11 protein-coding genes and 1 other annotated feature are annotated in these 16,810 nt (G+C 38.5%); of the genes, 7 read left to right on the plus strand and 4 right to left on the minus strand.

Going from position 1 to position 16,810, the window contains the following annotated elements; translation table 11 throughout:
- Positions 1-12 precede the first annotated feature (12 nt).
- On the plus strand, positions 13-507 hold the full coding sequence (locus tag J9537_RS07245; RefSeq protein ID WP_010744748.1) for a hypothetical protein: 495 nt from the start codon (positions 13-15) through the stop codon (positions 505-507).
- 79 nt (positions 508-586) lie between these two features.
- Here J9537_RS07245 and J9537_RS07250 read toward each other — a convergent pair whose 3' ends face one another.
- Positions 587-1,183, minus strand: a complete 597-nt coding sequence (locus tag J9537_RS07250) for a nitroreductase family protein (RefSeq protein ID WP_218257265.1) — start codon at positions 1,181-1,183, stop codon at positions 587-589.
- Between the two features lie 184 nt (positions 1,184-1,367).
- Here J9537_RS07250 and lepB point away from each other — a divergent pair, with 184 nt between their 5' ends.
- The 6 genes from lepB to pheT all read left to right on the plus strand — a co-directional run bounded on the left by lepB (position 1,368) and on the right by pheT (position 13,475).
- Positions 1,368-1,910: a signal peptidase I gene (gene lepB, locus J9537_RS07255; protein WP_010744750.1), complete on the plus strand. Its 543-nt coding sequence runs from the start codon at positions 1,368-1,370 to the stop codon at positions 1,908-1,910.
- Between the two features lie 117 nt (positions 1,911-2,027).
- Positions 2,028-5,510 carry a PD-(D/E)XK nuclease family protein gene (locus J9537_RS07260; protein WP_218257266.1) on the plus strand — a complete coding sequence of 1,161 codons (3,483 nt, stop codon included), beginning with the start codon at positions 2,028-2,030 and terminating at the stop codon, positions 5,508-5,510.
- Positions 5,500-9,183, plus strand: coding sequence for a helicase-exonuclease AddAB subunit AddA (addA, locus tag J9537_RS07265; RefSeq protein ID WP_218257267.1), 3,684 nt, complete (start codon positions 5,500-5,502; stop codon positions 9,181-9,183). Before J9537_RS07260 ends, addA begins: the two co-directional genes overlap by 11 nt.
- A 66-nt stretch (positions 9,184-9,249) precedes the next feature.
- Positions 9,250-9,594 carry a winged helix-turn-helix transcriptional regulator gene (locus J9537_RS07270; RefSeq protein WP_010744753.1) on the plus strand — a complete coding sequence of 115 codons (345 nt, stop codon included), beginning with the start codon at positions 9,250-9,252 and terminating at the stop codon, positions 9,592-9,594.
- 47 nt (positions 9,595-9,641) lie between these two features.
- Positions 9,642-9,846, plus strand: a binding site (T-box leader).
- 161 nt (positions 9,847-10,007) lie between these two features.
- Entirely contained in the window at positions 10,008-11,051 is a 1,044-nt protein-coding gene (gene pheS / locus J9537_RS07275; protein WP_218257268.1) for a phenylalanine--tRNA ligase subunit alpha, read from the plus strand.
- Between the two features lie 6 nt (positions 11,052-11,057).
- The gene (pheT, locus tag J9537_RS07280) at positions 11,058-13,475 is read left to right on the plus strand and encodes a phenylalanine--tRNA ligase subunit beta (protein ID WP_218257269.1); all 2,418 of its coding nucleotides are present in this window, start codon (positions 11,058-11,060) and stop codon (positions 13,473-13,475) included.
- Positions 13,476-13,618: 143 nt separating this feature from the next.
- On the opposite strand, the gene J9537_RS07285 is transcribed toward pheT, so the two are convergent.
- The 3 genes from J9537_RS07285 to J9537_RS07295 are packed head-to-tail and all read right to left on the minus strand — an operon-like array spanning position 13,619 to position 16,681.
- Positions 13,619-13,972 (minus strand): DUF1667 domain-containing protein, encoded by a 354-nt coding sequence (locus J9537_RS07285; protein ID WP_218257270.1) that lies wholly within the window; start codon positions 13,970-13,972, stop codon positions 13,619-13,621.
- Positions 13,969-15,231, minus strand: coding sequence for an NAD(P)/FAD-dependent oxidoreductase (locus J9537_RS07290; protein WP_218257271.1), 1,263 nt, complete (start codon positions 15,229-15,231; stop codon positions 13,969-13,971). The genes J9537_RS07285 and J9537_RS07290 overlap by 4 nt, the downstream gene beginning before the upstream one ends.
- A gap of 1 nt (position 15,232) precedes the next feature.
- Complete coding sequence (locus J9537_RS07295) at positions 15,233-16,681, minus strand: NAD(P)/FAD-dependent oxidoreductase (RefSeq protein WP_218257272.1); 1,449 nt, start codon at positions 16,679-16,681, stop codon at positions 15,233-15,235.
- Between the last annotated feature and the right edge of the window lie 129 nt (positions 16,682-16,810).

The following is a 16,810-nucleotide window of genomic DNA, read 5'->3' on the forward strand; positions in this document are numbered from 1 at the left end:
AAGGCGGTTCTTTTGAATATATTTACATTGTTATTAGGCGTTTTTACGATCGTTTTGTATGTGTTCTTATTGTTGGCACGTAGAGACATTATTGTTCCAGTTTTTAAGCAGCGCAGGCAATATCCTTTTTATCTTTTTTTAACAGTATTGATTTTATGGATTGGCTTTACAAGTTGGCAAGATTTAAATGGTCGAGTGCAGACAGTCTTGGCCGCCTTGGTCATGTTAAGTTTTTTATTAGATAAAAAAGGGTTTACAGAAGACAGTTTAATCCTTTTTAGTCTAGATAATCGAGGCATTCCATTAAATGAAATCGAACGAGTCGTATTATTTCAAGAAGAAAACGGTTTGATTAAGTTGAATTATTTTCGCAAAGAGCGTCGTGGACCGATATTGACCTTTGACTATTCATTGACTGAATTTGTCGTTTTTCTTTCCACACACCTTAATGAGGGCAGCACATTAGAAATCTTGACAAAAGACGATCAAGACAAGAATGGGAAATAAGATGGCGGAGACGCCATCTTTTTTATGTAAAAAAGGAGCGATGCTGAATAAATCTGCATCGCTCCTTTTAAGATTTCGATTAATGGAATACGCGGAAGCGTTCATCATCTGCCAAGTATTCTTTTTCGTTGGCCTCGCCATCTTTAGACCCAAAGACTAATTGAGAACGTAGTTGCCAGTTTGATGGAATATTCCATTCTTTTGCAACAGCATCATCAATTACTGGATTATAGTGTTGTAAGTTTGCTCCAAGACCAGCTGCATTAAGCGCAGTCCATGTATTTGCAGTTGCGATACCGTTTGATTGTTCTGCCCAGTCTGGGAAGTTATCTGCATATAAAGCAAATTGTTCTTGCAAGTTTTTCACTGTATCTGTTTCTTTGAAGAACATTACTGTTCCAAAAGCATTACGGAAGCTGGCAATTTTCGCTTGTGTGTTAGGAAATGCTTCTGCTGGTGTTAATGGTTTTAACGCTTCTTCAACGATATTCCATAATTTTTCATGAGCATCACCAAAAAGAATGACTGCACGAGGTGATTGTGCATTAAAAGCGGTAGGACTGTTTTTAACAGAGTCCTTAACTAATTCTGTGATTTCTTCTTCTGTTAGTTGAACGTCACGTCCTAAAGAGTAAAATGAACGACGATCTTTTAATGAGTCTAAAAATTGAGACATAATAATTCCACCTTTTCTTGTTTTGTTCTTGTTGACAAGGAATACTTTAACATCTTACAAAAAGTAAGAAAAGGAATATGCTCACAGAAGAGTAATTTTTTTTTAAGGGGAAGGGAATACTTTTCAATAAGTGCTTAAGAATATGATAAACTAAATTAACGAAGAGTATAATGGAGGCTCATAAATGAATATAAAGGAAGTAGGAAAATCAATTATTTGGTTTTTAATTTTAGCAGTTATCTTAGTTGGTTTGCGTCATTTTGTTTTTACCCCCGTCGTAGTTAAAGGAGATTCAATGGATCCTACATTGATAGACGGAGAAAGAGTCATTGCCTTAAAAAATACTGATATTAAACGTTTTGACATTGTGACTTTTCCGGCACCTGATGATGAAGGAAAGAATTATATCAAACGTGTTATCGGTTTACCAGGGGATATCATAGAATATAAAAATGATGAGCTTTATATCAACAACAAAAAATATGATGAGCCATATTTAGATGAGTTCAAAGGAAAATTAACTGATGGACAGCCACTAACGTATGATTTCAATTTGAAAGAATTAACAGGATCTGAGAAGGTTCCTGATGGTGAATTATTTGTTTTAGGAGACAATCGTCGGATTTCGAAGGATAGTCGTATTATTGGAATGATTAAAGAAAAAGACATCATGGCTGATGTTAAATTTGTTTTTTGGCCACTTAACCGATTCGGTACTGTAGACTAGCAAATAGCTAGTCTTTTTTTACTATGGAATATTCCAGCTGTATCTTTCGTCATGCGACTTTTTGTTTGAACTGTTATAATATACGAGTAATCTATTCAAAAGAAATGAGGGGAAACGATGCCATTACAATTTTTGTTAGGTGCTGGACAGAACGACGCGACAGAACGAATGATTCAGACTGCGCGAGCTTGGCTAGAACAGAATTCAGAAAATCGAGTGTTCTTTTTAGTCCCCAATTACAATAAATTTGAGCAAGAAATTCGTCTTTTAGCTGCGATGAAGCAAGACGACAAAGCGGTTGAATTCAGTACGATTCGTACGCAGGTATTCAGCTTTCAACGACTAGCATGGTATTTTTTGCAAAAGAACGGTCAGATTCCTGGGAATATCTTATCAGAAGCTGGAAATGCTATGATTCTAAGAAAAATTCTTCATGAACAGCGAGAGGAGTTAACAATTTTTCGTGGCGAAGTCAACAAAACAGGCTTCATTCAACAGCTCGTTCATTTTTATCAGGAGATGCAGATTGGAAATGTAACTGTAGAAGATTTAGTTGAAAATGGAAACGATCAGGATCAGGTATTAAAACTACAGGACTTAAAAAAAGTTTTCTCCGCATATGAAGAGGCGCTGTTCAAGTACAAAGTAGCAAATGATGACCCACTGCAATTATTGCAGCAGTATCTGAGTACTAAAAAAATGTCAAATAATCTTTTTATTATTAGTGGGTTCACACGCTTTAACGCACGCGAACTTGGTGTTTTGAATGAGTTAATGGTGTGTGGGGAACTATTGGTTTCCTTAGAATTAGATCGGCCTTATCCAAGTGAAGAACCCAATCCTTTGAACTTATTTGCTGAACCAGGCAAAACATATTTTCAATTAAAAAAGAGTGCTGATGCGTATAAAATTCCTGTGCGTCCCGATCAGTTTGCACAAATGAACCAAACCGTTTTCAATCAGGTGGGTGAATTTTGGGCCAATCAAAAGAGAAGGAACTTAGGACAAAATGATCAAGTTCAGATAAAAATATTTAGTACCCTAGCTGATGAGATTCGTAAAACAGGTGAAGAAATTCGTCGATTAGTTAGAGATGAAGGGTATCGTTATAGAGATATTCAAATTTTATTGCGCAACTCACAAGCTTATAATAGTATTTTACCGGATATGTTCAATAAATTAGATATTCCGTTTTATTTAGATGAGACACAGGAGATGGCCGCTCATCCTCTCATAGAATTCTTACAAGCATTATTTTTGATTGATAGTTATCATTATCGGATCAACGATGTATTTCGCATGTTGCGTACGGAGCTATTTGCCCCATTTGATTGGACAGCGGATAATTGGTTCAATCTGCAACAAGAATACAGGGAAAAGATTGATCAAACAGAAAATGTTTGTTTAGCTTATAACTTTCGCGGGAGCGCTTGGACAAAGGAAGCTGATTGGGAATTTGTTGATTATGATTTTGAAGCAGATGTTTTTAATGACGCGAAGGAATTAGAAGCAACAACCAATGAGGTACGACGTTCTGTACAGCAGGTGATTCCAGTGTTCTTCAAAAAAATAAAAAATTCGAAAAATGGGTTAGAAGCGGCGACGTTTTTCTATCATTTTTTAGAAGCCAGTGGTGTGAAACGTCAGCTACTCTTTTGGCGTGATCAAGAGGTTGCCAAAGGAAGCTTAGACAAAGCGCGAAATCACGAGCAGACGTGGCAGGCATTGCTAGATTTATTGGATGAGTATGTACTTATTTATGGGGAAGATTCCTTTGATTGGGAAACGTTCCAGGAAATATTTTTGGCTGGTTTGATGAATGTGACTTATGGAAAAATCCCTACGGCCATAGATCAGGTGCGAGTCAATGATTTAGAATTGGCTCGAATTGACCAAACGAAAGTTACTTTTGCAATCGGATTGAACAGCAATGATTTTCCGGCTCGTTTTGATGACAAGGGATTACTAACAGCAGAGGAGCGTTCTGCTTTCAATCAAAATCTGCCAGAAGGAAAGTTTTTACCAGAAAGCAATGGGTCAAAAGTTAATCGCGAACCTTTTTTAGCATATTCAGTATTCCTTTCTGCTAGTGAAAAGCTGTATCTGAGCATGGCTACAACAGTTGAAGGTGAAAAGAAACTGGAAATATCTCCTTTTTTAAGACAGCTTAGTCAAGGATTGAAACTACCGATTCAAGAAAATGAGCCGTTAAGACTTATGAGTGATCCGGAGAATCATCTAGGAACAATGCGAACATTGCTATCTGATTTGATTGCCTTAAACCGGTTTGCTCAAGATGAGAATCGTGCCTTTTTGCCAGCTTGGCGAGAATTGCAAAAATTTATTCAAAACAGTTCATTGTCTTCAATGGCGCAGCGAGTCTTTAAAAGTTTACAGGATCTAAACGTTCCTCGTGAATTATTACCGGAGACAGCAGAGCGTTTGTATGGGAAAAATCTATATGTTTCTGTTTCGAGAATTGAAAACTTCTATAACTGTCAGTACAAGTATTTTGCTAATTTCGGCCTTGGATTAAAAGAACGTACTGTGTATGGATTGACGCCTGCTGCGGCTGGGGATTTTTATCATGAAGCGTTGGATTATTTTTTCCGGTTGATAAAGGAACAAGGCCTGCGTCTTGCTGAGTTAAATGAAGAAGAGCGGACAAATTTAGCAGATCAGGTTTTAAAGGAAATTTTCGGCGAACTAAAATTTGCAATATTATCTAGTTCGGCGCGAATGAATTATATTCGCTATCAATTATCCCGAACGATTCAAAAAGTAAGTTGGGGATTGGTAAACCAAGGAGCCCGAACAAAATTTGAACCGCAGCAAACGGAGGTTATCTTTGGCTCGATTGACGGACAAAAGGGAATCCCTGGAATTAATTTGACCTTGTCGAATGGCGGAGAAGTGGCTATCCGTGGAAAAATCGATCGTTTGGATCAACTACAAAGTGCTGAAAATGATTGGTTAAGCGTTATTGACTACAAGTCAAGTCCACATAGTTTTAATGTGGCAGATGCCTATTACGGAATTGCACTTCAGTTAATTACTTATCTTGATGTCGCAGTCACAGATTTCAGTCAGTCGAGCGGCAAAGCCATCAAGCCCGCTGGTGCATACTATTTGCATGTTCATAATCCTGTTCTAAAAGAACCTAAGAACATAGAAAGGGATATGCTAAAGGCTTATCAATATGATGGCTTATTTGCAAAGGAACCAGAGCTTTATGATCAGTTGGATCAAAGCCTAGAGGAAAAAGAAAACTCTCTGCTGTTTCCTATTAAGAAAGATAAGAATGGGCAAATTGTGGCTGTGCCTCAATCCAGAGATAAATTTTATGACTTGTCTGAAATTGAGCTGCTACGAAAATACAATCGAGAAAAAATTCAAGAAGCAGGAAATCAAATTGTCTCAGGTGAGATCAAGTTGAATCCGACTTATAAAGACAATCAGCGCATTGCTTGCCAATACTGTCCGTTCCGCAGTGTATGCAAATTTGACGCTATGTTGAAGGAAAATAATTATCATCGATTAGAGAAGCTTTCGAAAGAAGAAGTCTTGAAACGAATGGAGGAAGAACTGCATGACAACTAATTTTCCTATCCCTCCAAAAGCACCAAATGAAATGTATACCGATGCTCAGTGGCAGGCGATTTTTGATCAAGGAACGAATCTTTTAGTCTCTGCATCTGCTGGATCTGGAAAAACGGCGGTGCTTGTTCGACGGGTGATTGAAAAAATTAAGCGACAACAGCTTTCAGTCGATCAGCTTCTTGTTGTGACATTTACCGAAGCTGCTGCTAGTGAAATGAAAGAGCGAATCCAGTCCGCATTACAAGAAGCAATCAATGAAGAGACGGATCAGACATTAAAAAATCATTTCACCCGTCAATTAACATTGTTACCAATGGCGAATATTTCAACCTTACATTCATTTTGCTCAAAGGTTATTCAACGCTTTTTCTATTTGATTGATTTAGATCCAAGCTATCGAATGTTAACGGATGATACTGAAACCATTTTGTTGAAAGAAGATGTTTGGGATGAGCTGCGAGAATCTTTTTATGAAGAAAATCAGGAAATTTTTTATCGATTAACAGAAAATTTCTCAAATGATCGCAGTGATAGCGGACTAGAAGATTTAATCTTTTCAATGTATGATTTTGCTCGCGCGAATCCTGCGCCTTTTCATTGGCTAGAGGGTTTGATTGAAAATTATCGCGTAGAAGATTTGTCAGAATCAGATTTGTATCGTAAATTGATTCGCCCTCAAGTATTGAATACACTCAGAGAAATCAGCCAGACATATCATTGGATGATTCGTGCGAGTGAAGGAACGGAAGAATTAAAAAAAATTACTGATTTGGCCCAGAATGAATTAGGGATCGTCAAACAGATTGAACAGGCAATAGTTGAAGACCATTTAATTGATGCGTTTAAGATCTTTGAGACGATGAAATTCCCAGCCTATCCTTCACCAAGAAAAAAAGAGGTCAAGGAGCTTTATGGCGATATTATTGTTGAGTGCAAAAATTATCGTGACCAAGCAAAGCAAGGATTGACAAAGCTCAAAGAGCTGTATTTTGCTGTCTCACCGGAAGAACAGGTAACACGAATGCAAGAAGCACTGCCACTTGTAGAAGAACTGGTTCGAGTTGAAAAACGATTTATTGAGGAGTACTCAGCCAAAAAAAGAGAAAAGGGCATGCTTGACTTTAATGATTTAGAGCATTTTACCCTGCAGATTTTGCAAACGGAAATAGATGGACACAAACCGGCTGAAAGTTATTATCAGAAGCGATTTGCTGAGGTTTTAGTGGATGAATATCAAGACATCAATCAGCTGCAGGAAACTATTTTACGTCAATTAAGTACTGAAAATCCTGGAAATCTCTTTATGGTTGGAGATGTGAAGCAATCAATTTATGGGTTTCGTTTAGCAGACCCTACCTTGTTCATTCAGAAGTATCATGATTTTGCCGATGAAGAAGGCGGTCGTCGAATTATTCTAGCTGAAAACTTCCGTTCACGCAAAGAAGTGTTGGATTTTACGAATTTGATCTTCACTCAATTAATGGATCAGGCGGTTGGACAAATTGAATACGATAAGCAAGCAGAATTGATCAATGGTTTTACTGGATTTCCCGAGACCGATTCTTTCTCTCCGGAGCTGTTGGTTTATAAAAAAAATGGAGAAGCTCCTGAATGGATTGAAGATAAAGCAATGGGCGAGATCTTCATGACTGCTACTAAGATTCGCTCATTGATAGATCAGAAGTTCGAAATTTATGATAAAAAGCAAAAAGCCATGCGCCCCTTACAGTACGAGGACATCGTATTATTGACGCCTACTAGAAGTAATAATTTAACGATTTTAGAAGTCTTTAAACAATTAGGGATTCCCCTATCTATTAATGATACACAAAATTATTTTCAATCAACTGAATTGCGGGTGATGATTTCCTTATTGCAGATCATCGATAATCCGTATCAAGATATTCCTTTAGCCGCCGTTTTACGATCACCAATCGTTGGCTTGCAGGAAGAAGAGCTGGCACAGGTTCGTCTAGCTTTACCGCAAAAGGACTATTATCAAGCGGTTAAAAGCTATCTGCAAAACAATAAGGATGCGACAGCAGAAAAATTGACGATCTTTTTGGCCCAATTGAATGAATGGCGTGAGTTTGCTCGAAGAGAAGCGTTAGCAGACTTACTAATTAAAATCTATAACGAGACCGCTTATTTGGACTATGTTTTAGGGATGCCTGCTGGACAACAGCGACATGCCAACCTGTTAGCACTAATCGAACGTGCAAAGGATTATGAACGCAGTAGTTTCCGAGGATTGTATCAATTTATTCGTTTTATTGAAAAAATGCAGGAAAAAGACAAGGACCTGGGAGAACCGCCAACAGAAGAGCTGCAGGATGCGGTACGAGTAATGACAATTCATGGCAGTAAAGGTCTAGAATTTCCAGTAGTCTTTTTGATGGATATGAGCAAAAGCTTTAATGTACAGGATACGCGAAGAAACTATGTCTTTGACGAACGTTTAGGATTAGGTGTGAAACTATTGACTCCCGATACAAGGATTAGAAAAGATACACTTTTGTTCCAAACGGTGAAGCAGAAAAATTTGAACAAGCTGTTGTCAGAAGAAATGAGAAAACTTTACGTAGCTTTGACTCGTGCAGAGCAAAAGTTGTTTCTAGTTGGTTCTTATGATGATGAAGAAGCAGCCTATAAAACTTGGAGTAAAAGTGCTCTAAATGAAAACGTGGTACTTGATGCAGGGCTCCGAGAGGGTCAAAACGATAGCTTCTTTGATTGGGTTGGAATGACTCTATTTAGACACCCAGATATGGAAAACTATCAGAAGGAATATGCGGTAACTCAGCCTGCTCTTTTGAAGCAGCATCCGGCAGCTTTTAAGCTAGATTTTATTGATCCACAAACAATAGCGGAAGCTGTACAAAGCTATCTGCCAGAGATTAAAACGTTGGAAATCCCTCAAGGATCTATCAACATCCAATCGTTGAAAGAGCGCTTGCTGTTTAAATACCCGTATCCTGAGGCGACTAAAACAACGAGTTATCAATCTGTATCGGAGCTAAAGCGATTATACGATGACCCTGACAATCGAGAGACGTTGGAGCAGACTCCAACACCTGTAGGAACCCACTATCGATTCACTGAAAACGAGCTAGGCGAACCCAAATTTCTAGGGACAAAAAAAGAAGTCTCTGCCACCGAAATAGGGACAGCCACTCACCTAATCATGCAATTGCTGCCGTTACATGAAAAACCACAACGAGAAATAGTTGAGTCTCTAATTTCTGAGTTAGTTTCACGGCAGACCTTGACTAAGGAAATAGCGGAAAAAATATCGATTGACTCTATTATGAATTTTCTTGGTTCTGATATCGGTAAATTTGTGATTCAATATTCTGATCGATTGCATCGAGAAGAACCCTTTGCCATGCTGCTGCCCGCCAATCAATTATTCAACGATTATCAAAATCAAGACGAGATTTTAATTCATGGGATTATTGATGGGTATTTAGAATTTGAAGACAAACTATTTATGTATGATTTAAAAACCGATTATTTTACGGCCGGAAGGGAACAGCAGCTTGTTAACCGCTATCGTGGACAAATAAATTTATATAAGAATGCATTAGAAAAAGCAAAACAAAAACCAGTTGAAGCAGCTTACTTAATCTTTTTGCAAGGTAACAAGGCCGTTGATTTGTTAAAAACTCCTTAGGGATAGGCAAGTTATACTTATAAAAGGTAAGTGATGTGCTATACTCTCTCTATCGAGGTGAGAATTATGGAACAAGTAGAAGTAATGGACTTTTCACTTTGCCCCAAATTTGAGAAAGGTTTCCAAATTTTAGGTAAAAAATGGAATGGTTTAATTATTGATGTATTGTTAGAAGGTGGACCTCAAAGATTCGTTGATATTGCTGCGCTGATTCCAGATGTTAGTGATCGAGTATTAACCGAACGCTTAAAAGAATTAGAAGCAGAAGGCATTGTTGGTCGCGTAATTGCTTGCGGAAGCCAAAAACGGATGGATTATTGTCTAACGAAAAAAGGCGAGGCATTGAAAAACGTAATGAACGAAATACATCAATGGGGCGATACTTGGATTACAGATGAAGAATGTAGTTGATAATTTTTTAGATTTCTTGTAGTATTGTGATAGTCAATTGAATAGTTGAAAAAGCGTTGATGGAAAAGAGTAATCTTTTTAGATCTTACAAGGGAATGTCTGTCGTTGACTGGAAGCAGACTAAGAAAAGAAAAGATGAAGTTCACTTCTGGAGCTTGTCGAAAGACCGGCATAGCCGTTAAAAAGTGAGAGCGTCAATGTGCTATAATCTATTGACGAATTAGGATGGTATCGCGAGACCTCGTTCCTTTGTGGAACGAGGTCTTTTTTGTATTTTTAACTGATACTTATCGAGAGGTTACAACACTCCGATTGATACAAATTTATTATTTATTAAGTGTATTAAAAAAATTTGGTAGACCTTCATTTTGAAGCTTCTATCTTTTTTAAGCAACAGGGAAAGGAAGAAAACAATGAGTTTACAAGAGCAGTTAGAAGCATTAAAAAGTCAGACGTTAGCTAAAATTGACGCAGCTGATGAACTTTCTACAGTTGAAGCTATTCGTGTAGAAACCCTTGGAAAAAAAGGACCAATTACTGAAGTGTTAAGAGGGATGAGGGATCTTTCAGCAGAAGAGCGACCAAAAGTAGGAGCATTTGCGAACGAAATTCGCGATCTTTTGGCGCAAGCCGTGGAGGTACGTAAGGCGGCCTTAACAGAACTAGCACTAGAAAAGAAATTAGCCGCTGAATCTTTAGACGTAACATTACCTGGAAAACAACCGGCTCATGGAACACGCCATGTTTTGACGCAAATCATGGAAGAAATAGAAGATACATTTGTCGGTATGGGCTATCAAATTGTCGAAGGGACAGAAATCGAATCCGATCATTACAATTTTGAACGAATGAATCTACCTAAGGATCATCCTGCACGAGACATGCAAGATACTTTTTATATTTCTGATGATGTACTTCTGCGTACGCATACTTCACCGGTTCAAGCACGTACAATGGAAAAACATGATTTTTCTAAAGGGGCACTTCGGATGATTTCACCTGGGAAGGTATTTCGTCGTGATACGGATGATGCGACACATAGTCATCAATTCCATCAAATCGAAGGTTTGGTTGTTGATAAAGGAATTACGATGGGAGATTTAAAGGGAACATTAGAAGTATTATTGAAGGAATTATTTGGAGCAGATCGTAGTATTCGTTTGCGTCCAAGCTATTTTCCATTCACTGAACCATCAGTCGAAGTAGATGTAAGCTGCTTTAAGTGTGGTGGTAAAGGGTGTAACGTCTGCAAGTATACTGGCTGGATCGAAATTCTGGGCGCTGGAATGGTTCATCCTAATGTATTGGAAATGTCAGGGATCGACTCCAAAGAGTATTCAGGTTTTGCTTTTGGATTGGGTCCAGACAGAATTGCGATGTTGCGCTATGGAGTAAATGATATTCGAAATTTCTATTTAAACGATGTTCGTTTCTTGGAACAGTTCAAGGGGGAGTAAGTAGCAATGTTAGTTTCATATAAATGGTTAAATGAATACGTCGATGTGAAAGATGTCGCACCAAAAGAATTAGCGGATCGTCTTTCCTTAACTGGAATTGAAGTTGAAGGGCTAGAATCACCAGAAGATGGGTTGAAAAAAATCGTAGTGGGGGATGTAAAAGAATGTATTCCGCATCCTGATTCCGATCATTTGTCAATTTGTCAGGTTGATGTCGGGGCTGAGGAGCTGTCTCAAATTGTCTGTGGGGCACCCAATATTAAAGCGGGAATCAAAGTTATTGTTGCACTGCCTGGTTCGCGGATTGCTGGAAATGTAAAAATCAAAAAAGGGAAAATGCGTGGGCAAGTATCTAATGGCATGATTTGTTCATTGCAAGAGCTTGGCTATAGCGACTCAGTCATTCCTAAAGAATATGCTGAAGGCATTTATTACTTGCCACAAAACGCGATTGCAGGAGAACCTGTTTTTCCATATTTAGAAATGGATGATACGATTATTGATTTATCTATTACACCAAATCGCGCGGATGCGCTAAGTATTCGTGGTGTGGCACATGAAGTGGCTGCAATCTATAATAAGGAAGTAACTTTCCCGGCTGTAGAATTACGAGAAGCAGAAGAAAAGGCTAGTGACAAAATAAAGGTGTCTGTCACCGACAAGAAAGATGCTCCTCACTACGAAATTCGTATTATTGAAGATGTTAAAATTGGACCAAGTCCACAATGGCTGCAAAATCGATTGATGAATGAAGGGATTCGTCCAATCAGTAATGTCGTAGATGTAACAAACTATATTCTATTATTGTTTGGTCAACCTTTACATGCCTTCGATTATGATAAATTAGGCAGCAACGAGATTATGGTTCGTCGGGCAAAAGAAAATGAACCCTTCACAACACTTGATAGCGTTGAACGGACATTGAATCCAGAAAATATTGTTATTACGAATGGTGAGATCCCAGTTGCTCTCGCTGGTGTAATGGGGGGGCTGGATTCAGAAATTTCTGATGAAACAACAACAGTCGCGTTGGAAATGGCAATGTTTGATCATACATTGGTTCGTCGCACTTCACAAAGTTATAATTTACGAAGCGAATCATCCATGCGTTTTGAAAAAGGAATCAATCAAGGGGATATCAGTTTAGCAGGTGAAGTAGCTGCCGCGATGATTGCTGAATTAGCGGAGGGAAAAGTTTTGGCAGGGACAGTAAAAGGAAGCGAAGTACATCATCAAAATGTTGAAGTTAGTACAACACTTGAAAATGTCAATCGTTTCTTAGGAACGGATCTGACTCAAGAACAAGTAAATGATATTTTTAAAGCGCTTGGTTTTTCTTCCCAAGAAACGAATGGTGTAACGACTGTCAGTGTGCCGCCTCGCCGTTGGGATATTACGATCGAAGCAGATTTAATGGAAGAAATCGCACGAATTTATGGTTACAATAATTTACCTTCGACATTGCCAGAAGGTCAAACAGTCGCAGGCTTTTTAACTGAATCACAAAAATCCGTAAGAAAAGTTCGAAACCTTTTAGAAGGTGCTGGATTATCCGAAGCCATTAGCTATGCCTTAACAACGGAAGCAAAAGCGCAACAATTTCTGTTAAATGAAAGTAAAGTGACTCGTGTTGCTTGGCCAATGAGTGAGGAGCGCTCAACCATGAGATTAAATCTAATCAGTGGTTTACTAGAGGACTTATCTTATAACACGGCTCGTAAGAATAATGATGTTGCCTTTTATGAAATTGGTCATGTTTTTTGTCAAAATCACGATCCTAAAAAGGATTTACCAATTGAACAAAATCATGTAGCCATCGCAGTAACGGGAAATGTAGTAGATAAATCTTGGGCCGCAAAACCCGAAGCCTGTGATTACTACACAGTCAAAGGAATGGTCGAATCATTGATTGAGGGATTAGGCTTAACTAATGTGATTTCATACAAAGCTATTCAAATGAATGAAATGCATCCAGGACAGACAGCTGGAATCTATTTGAATGAAGAGTTGATTGGATTTGTTGGTCAAGTTCATCCAAAAATTGCTGCTAACTATGAACTGAAATCAGCCTATGTCGCCGAAATGAACTTAGAAGCGTTGATTGGACTAGAAAAATCACCATTGGTCTATGAAGCTGTATCAAAATATCCAGCAGTCAGTCGTGATATCGCGATGTTGGTCAGTGAATCTAGTTCTAACTCAGATATCAGCGAAGTAATTACAGCCGCAGCGGGCAAGTTCTTGACGAAATTGAACGTTTTCGACGTATATCAAGGTGCGAATATTGAACCTGGTAAAAAATCCATGGCTTATAATTTGACTTTCGTAAATCCTGAAGCAACATTGACAGATGAAGAAATCAATCGCATTATGGCGAAGGTCACTAAGAATTTAGAAGATAAGCTTCAAGCGGTTATTCGTTAAAAAGAATGAATAGCGTTAAAAATGAATAAGATAAAAAGAGGGGCTGTGTAAAGTACGCTAATGACAATACACGGTCCCTTTTTTTATTTTACCTATCAGAAATTAAGTTTAATTCCATTGAAGGAATAACTATCGCTTAGTGACTAACTCGCCTGAATATTACTTGTTGCAACCACATCGATACCAGTGTTTAAAAGATTTTCGATTGCAATATCACCGATTTTTACAGGTGCCTTTAATTCCACATTATTTATTTCTTTCATCGCTTCCAGTACTGCTTTTTTAGGAATTCCATCTGCTGTTTTTACTGAGCAAAGGGGACTATTTCCGCCATTTACAGTTACAGTAGAGGTGACCACACGCACGGGATTCGTGGCTTCAGCCTTTCCATACTTGACTCCTTTATTGCAACTATGACCTGTCACTTTGTAATCGTTGGACTCATCAACTGTTAAATGGCAGCCTTTTGGACACATAATGCAAATGAATTGTTTCATCCTTTTGACACCTCCTCAACGCAAACTTCTATTTCGCCGTTGGTAACTTTAGCTAACACTTTTTTTGATAGTTTTATTTTTTCCATCTCTCCTGGTACAATATAGCTCTTTTTCTGTTTAGCCAAAACTTCACCTTGAGACTTAATCAGTATTTGACTTTCGTCAAATACTTTATTGACCCGGAAAAATAGCTCCGTTCTGCGATCAATATTTTCATCACGAATCTTCTGCGGAACAACATATGTGACGTGAGTCCCATTTTTTATAGTAAGACATTTTGTCAGTTCTTTTTCTTGCTCTAAAATATAGGAAGCAGCAGAACTTCCTGCTTTTATACTTTCAGCTGTGACAAAATCAACTAAATCGTGAACATGAACTACATTTCCACAGGCGAAGATGCCGGGAGTCGATGTTTCCATATTTTCATAAACAAAGGGACCGCTCGTTCTGGAATCTAAATGTAGCTTTGCATCGCGACTAAGCTCGTTTTCAGGAATCAGACCAACAGAAAGTAAAATTGTATCGCAATCAACTATTTGTTCTGTACCTGGAACAGGCTGGCGTTGTTCATCGACCTCAGAGACTACTACTTGCTCTACTCTATTTTTTCCGCGAATTTCAGTAATCGTATGTGAAAGGAGAAGAGGGATGTCATAATCGTCTAAGCATTGAACAATATTTCTGGTTAATCCACCGGAATAGGGCATTACCTCAATACATGCTAATACTTCTGCGCCTTCAAGAGTCATTCGACGCGCCATGATAAGGCCGATATCACCAGAACCTAAAATGATTACTTTTTTTCCAACTAGGTATCCTTCCATATTGACATATCGTTGTGCAGTACCTGCGGTAAATACACCAGCGGGGCGACTGCCAGCAATACCTATCGCTCCGCGAGTACGCTCACGACATCCCATAGCTAACACGATCGACTTAGCTCTCAAAATTTGATACCCTTGTTCTTTATTCACAATATGAACTTCTTTATCTTCAGTGACTTCTAAAACCATTGTATCTAGTAATACATCAATATCTGTAGACTGAACTTTATCTATAAAGCGTGCCGCGTATTCAGGCCCCGTCAATTCTTCTTTAAAATAGTGCAAGCCGAAGCCGTTATGAATACATTGATTTAAAATACCACCAAGCTTTTGATCACGTTCAATTATTAAAATATTGTTGACGCCATTTTCATAAGCCGCAACAGCAGCAGCTAATCCTGCAGGACCGCCACCAATTACAATCAAGTCATGCATATTAACGACCTCCTTTCGTTGTACCGACTAAAATATTACTTCCTTCACGATCTTGTAAAATATCTAGTGGAGTTTTGTGTAGCTCTTCAGCCAAGATTTCAACAACGCGAGGTCCGCAAAAACCTCCTTGGCACCGTCCCATTCCCGCATTGCACCGTCTTTTTATGCCGTCAAGAGAGACTGGAGGAATAGGTGAATTTGCAGCAGCTCTAATTTCTCCTTCAGTAATGCTTTCACAGCGGCAAATTATTCTTCCATAAGAATTGTTACTTGAAATTACTTTATTTTTTTCTTCGAGGCTCAATTCATTAAAGACAATTTTTTCTCGTGAATCAATATAATGCTCCTTTTTTGGAAACCGCTTGTTAGCTGACTGTTCTAAAAGTTCAATACCATACACTGCAATTGCTGGAGCAGAGGTTAATCCAGGAGATTTGATGCCAGCAAGATCAATAAAGCCAGGAGCTGCCGCTTGAAGAATAAAATCTCCAGCACTATTATTTGCCCGCACCCCAGAAAAATTTCGAATAGATTGACGCAAATTAAGATCAGGAAGAGATTTTCTTGCTAAATCAGCCACTGTTTTTAAGCCAGAAAGCGTATTTCCAGTATCTCTACCGCTATCTAGATCACTTTTCGCAACTGCTTCTGAATTTGGACCGACGACTAAGTTTCCATGAACAGTTGGACTAATCAATACTCCTTTTCCGATACTAGAAGGGCATTGGAAAATGACATGATTAACGGCGGTTCCTTCAGACTTATCTAGCAAATAGTATTCTCCACGTTTTGGTGTAATTTCAAAACTAGGTTCAGCAATCAAGTTGTGTATTTCATCTGAGTGGACACCTGCAGCATTGAATACGTAGCGTGTTTGATAAGAACCGTTGTTGGTGATCACTTCATAGCCGTCCTCTGTTTTCTTTATATCACATACTCGACTATTTAAAGCAAGCTCTACATCATTTCTTACAGCGGTTTCTGCTAGTGCAATACAAAACTCCCAAGGATTGACGATTGCTGCAGTAGGGGCATAGAGAGCACCAAGACTCTCACGAGAAAGATTTGGTTCCATCTGATGCAAAGCCTTTTTATCGAGAAGTTCTAAATCCTTTACACCATTTTTTACGCCCCGATCGTAAAGCTCACGGATCAATTCAAGTTCATCAGGAGAAAAAGCAACGACCAACGAACCAATTTGGTTGTAATGAACAGAAAGCTTTTTACATAGTTCCTTTGCACGTTCTGCACCTTCAACATTCAATCTTGCCATGAGACTTCCTGGTTCCGGATCAAAGCCCGCATGCAAAATCGCACTATTCGCTCTTGTGGCTCCTAAACTAACATCATTTTCCGCTTCTAAAACAAGTGTTTTTAACTTGTACTTGCTTAGTTCGTAGGCAGTTGCAGCACCGACAATTCCGCAACCGATTACAATTACATCATACATAGATTTTCCCTCCTATTAATTGAGCTACTTGTTACAAATTCTCATTTGAAAGACGACAAAAAAGAGTACAGTTAATAAACGCCAATGTCTGTTGACGTTTATCGCTATACTCTTTTTATCTCTAGCCAC

Origin of the sequence: Enterococcus raffinosus, from assembly GCF_019175485.1 — a bacterium.
Classification (GTDB): domain Bacteria; phylum Bacillota; class Bacilli; order Lactobacillales; family Enterococcaceae; genus Enterococcus_A; species Enterococcus_A raffinosus.

What these genes read in the sequence shown, in the direction of transcription:
- J9537_RS07290 (WP_218257271.1), bottom strand. Translation starts at nt 15,231, where the DNA reads ATGCATGACTTGATTGTAATTGGTGGCGGTCCTGCAGGATTAGCTGCT.
- J9537_RS07260 (WP_218257266.1), top strand. Translation starts at nt 2,028, where the DNA reads ATGCCATTACAATTTTTGTTAGGTGCTGGACAGAACGACGCGACAGAA.
- pheT (WP_218257269.1), top strand. Translation starts at nt 11,058, where the DNA reads ATGTTAGTTTCATATAAATGGTTAAATGAATACGTCGATGTGAAAGAT.
- lepB (WP_010744750.1), top strand. Translation starts at nt 1,368, where the DNA reads ATGAATATAAAGGAAGTAGGAAAATCAATTATTTGGTTTTTAATTTTA.
- J9537_RS07270 (WP_010744753.1), top strand. Translation starts at nt 9,250, where the DNA reads ATGGAACAAGTAGAAGTAATGGACTTTTCACTTTGCCCCAAATTTGAG.
- J9537_RS07285 (WP_218257270.1), bottom strand. Translation starts at nt 13,972, where the DNA reads ATGAAACAATTCATTTGCATTATGTGTCCAAAAGGCTGCCATTTAACA.
- J9537_RS07250 (WP_218257265.1), bottom strand. Translation starts at nt 1,183, where the DNA reads ATGTCTCAATTTTTAGACTCATTAAAAGATCGTCGTTCATTTTACTCT.
- J9537_RS07295 (WP_218257272.1), bottom strand. Translation starts at nt 16,681, where the DNA reads ATGTATGATGTAATTGTAATCGGTTGCGGAATTGTCGGTGCTGCAACT.
- addA (WP_218257267.1), top strand. Translation starts at nt 5,500, where the DNA reads ATGACAACTAATTTTCCTATCCCTCCAAAAGCACCAAATGAAATGTAT.
- pheS (WP_218257268.1), top strand. Translation starts at nt 10,008, where the DNA reads ATGAGTTTACAAGAGCAGTTAGAAGCATTAAAAAGTCAGACGTTAGCT.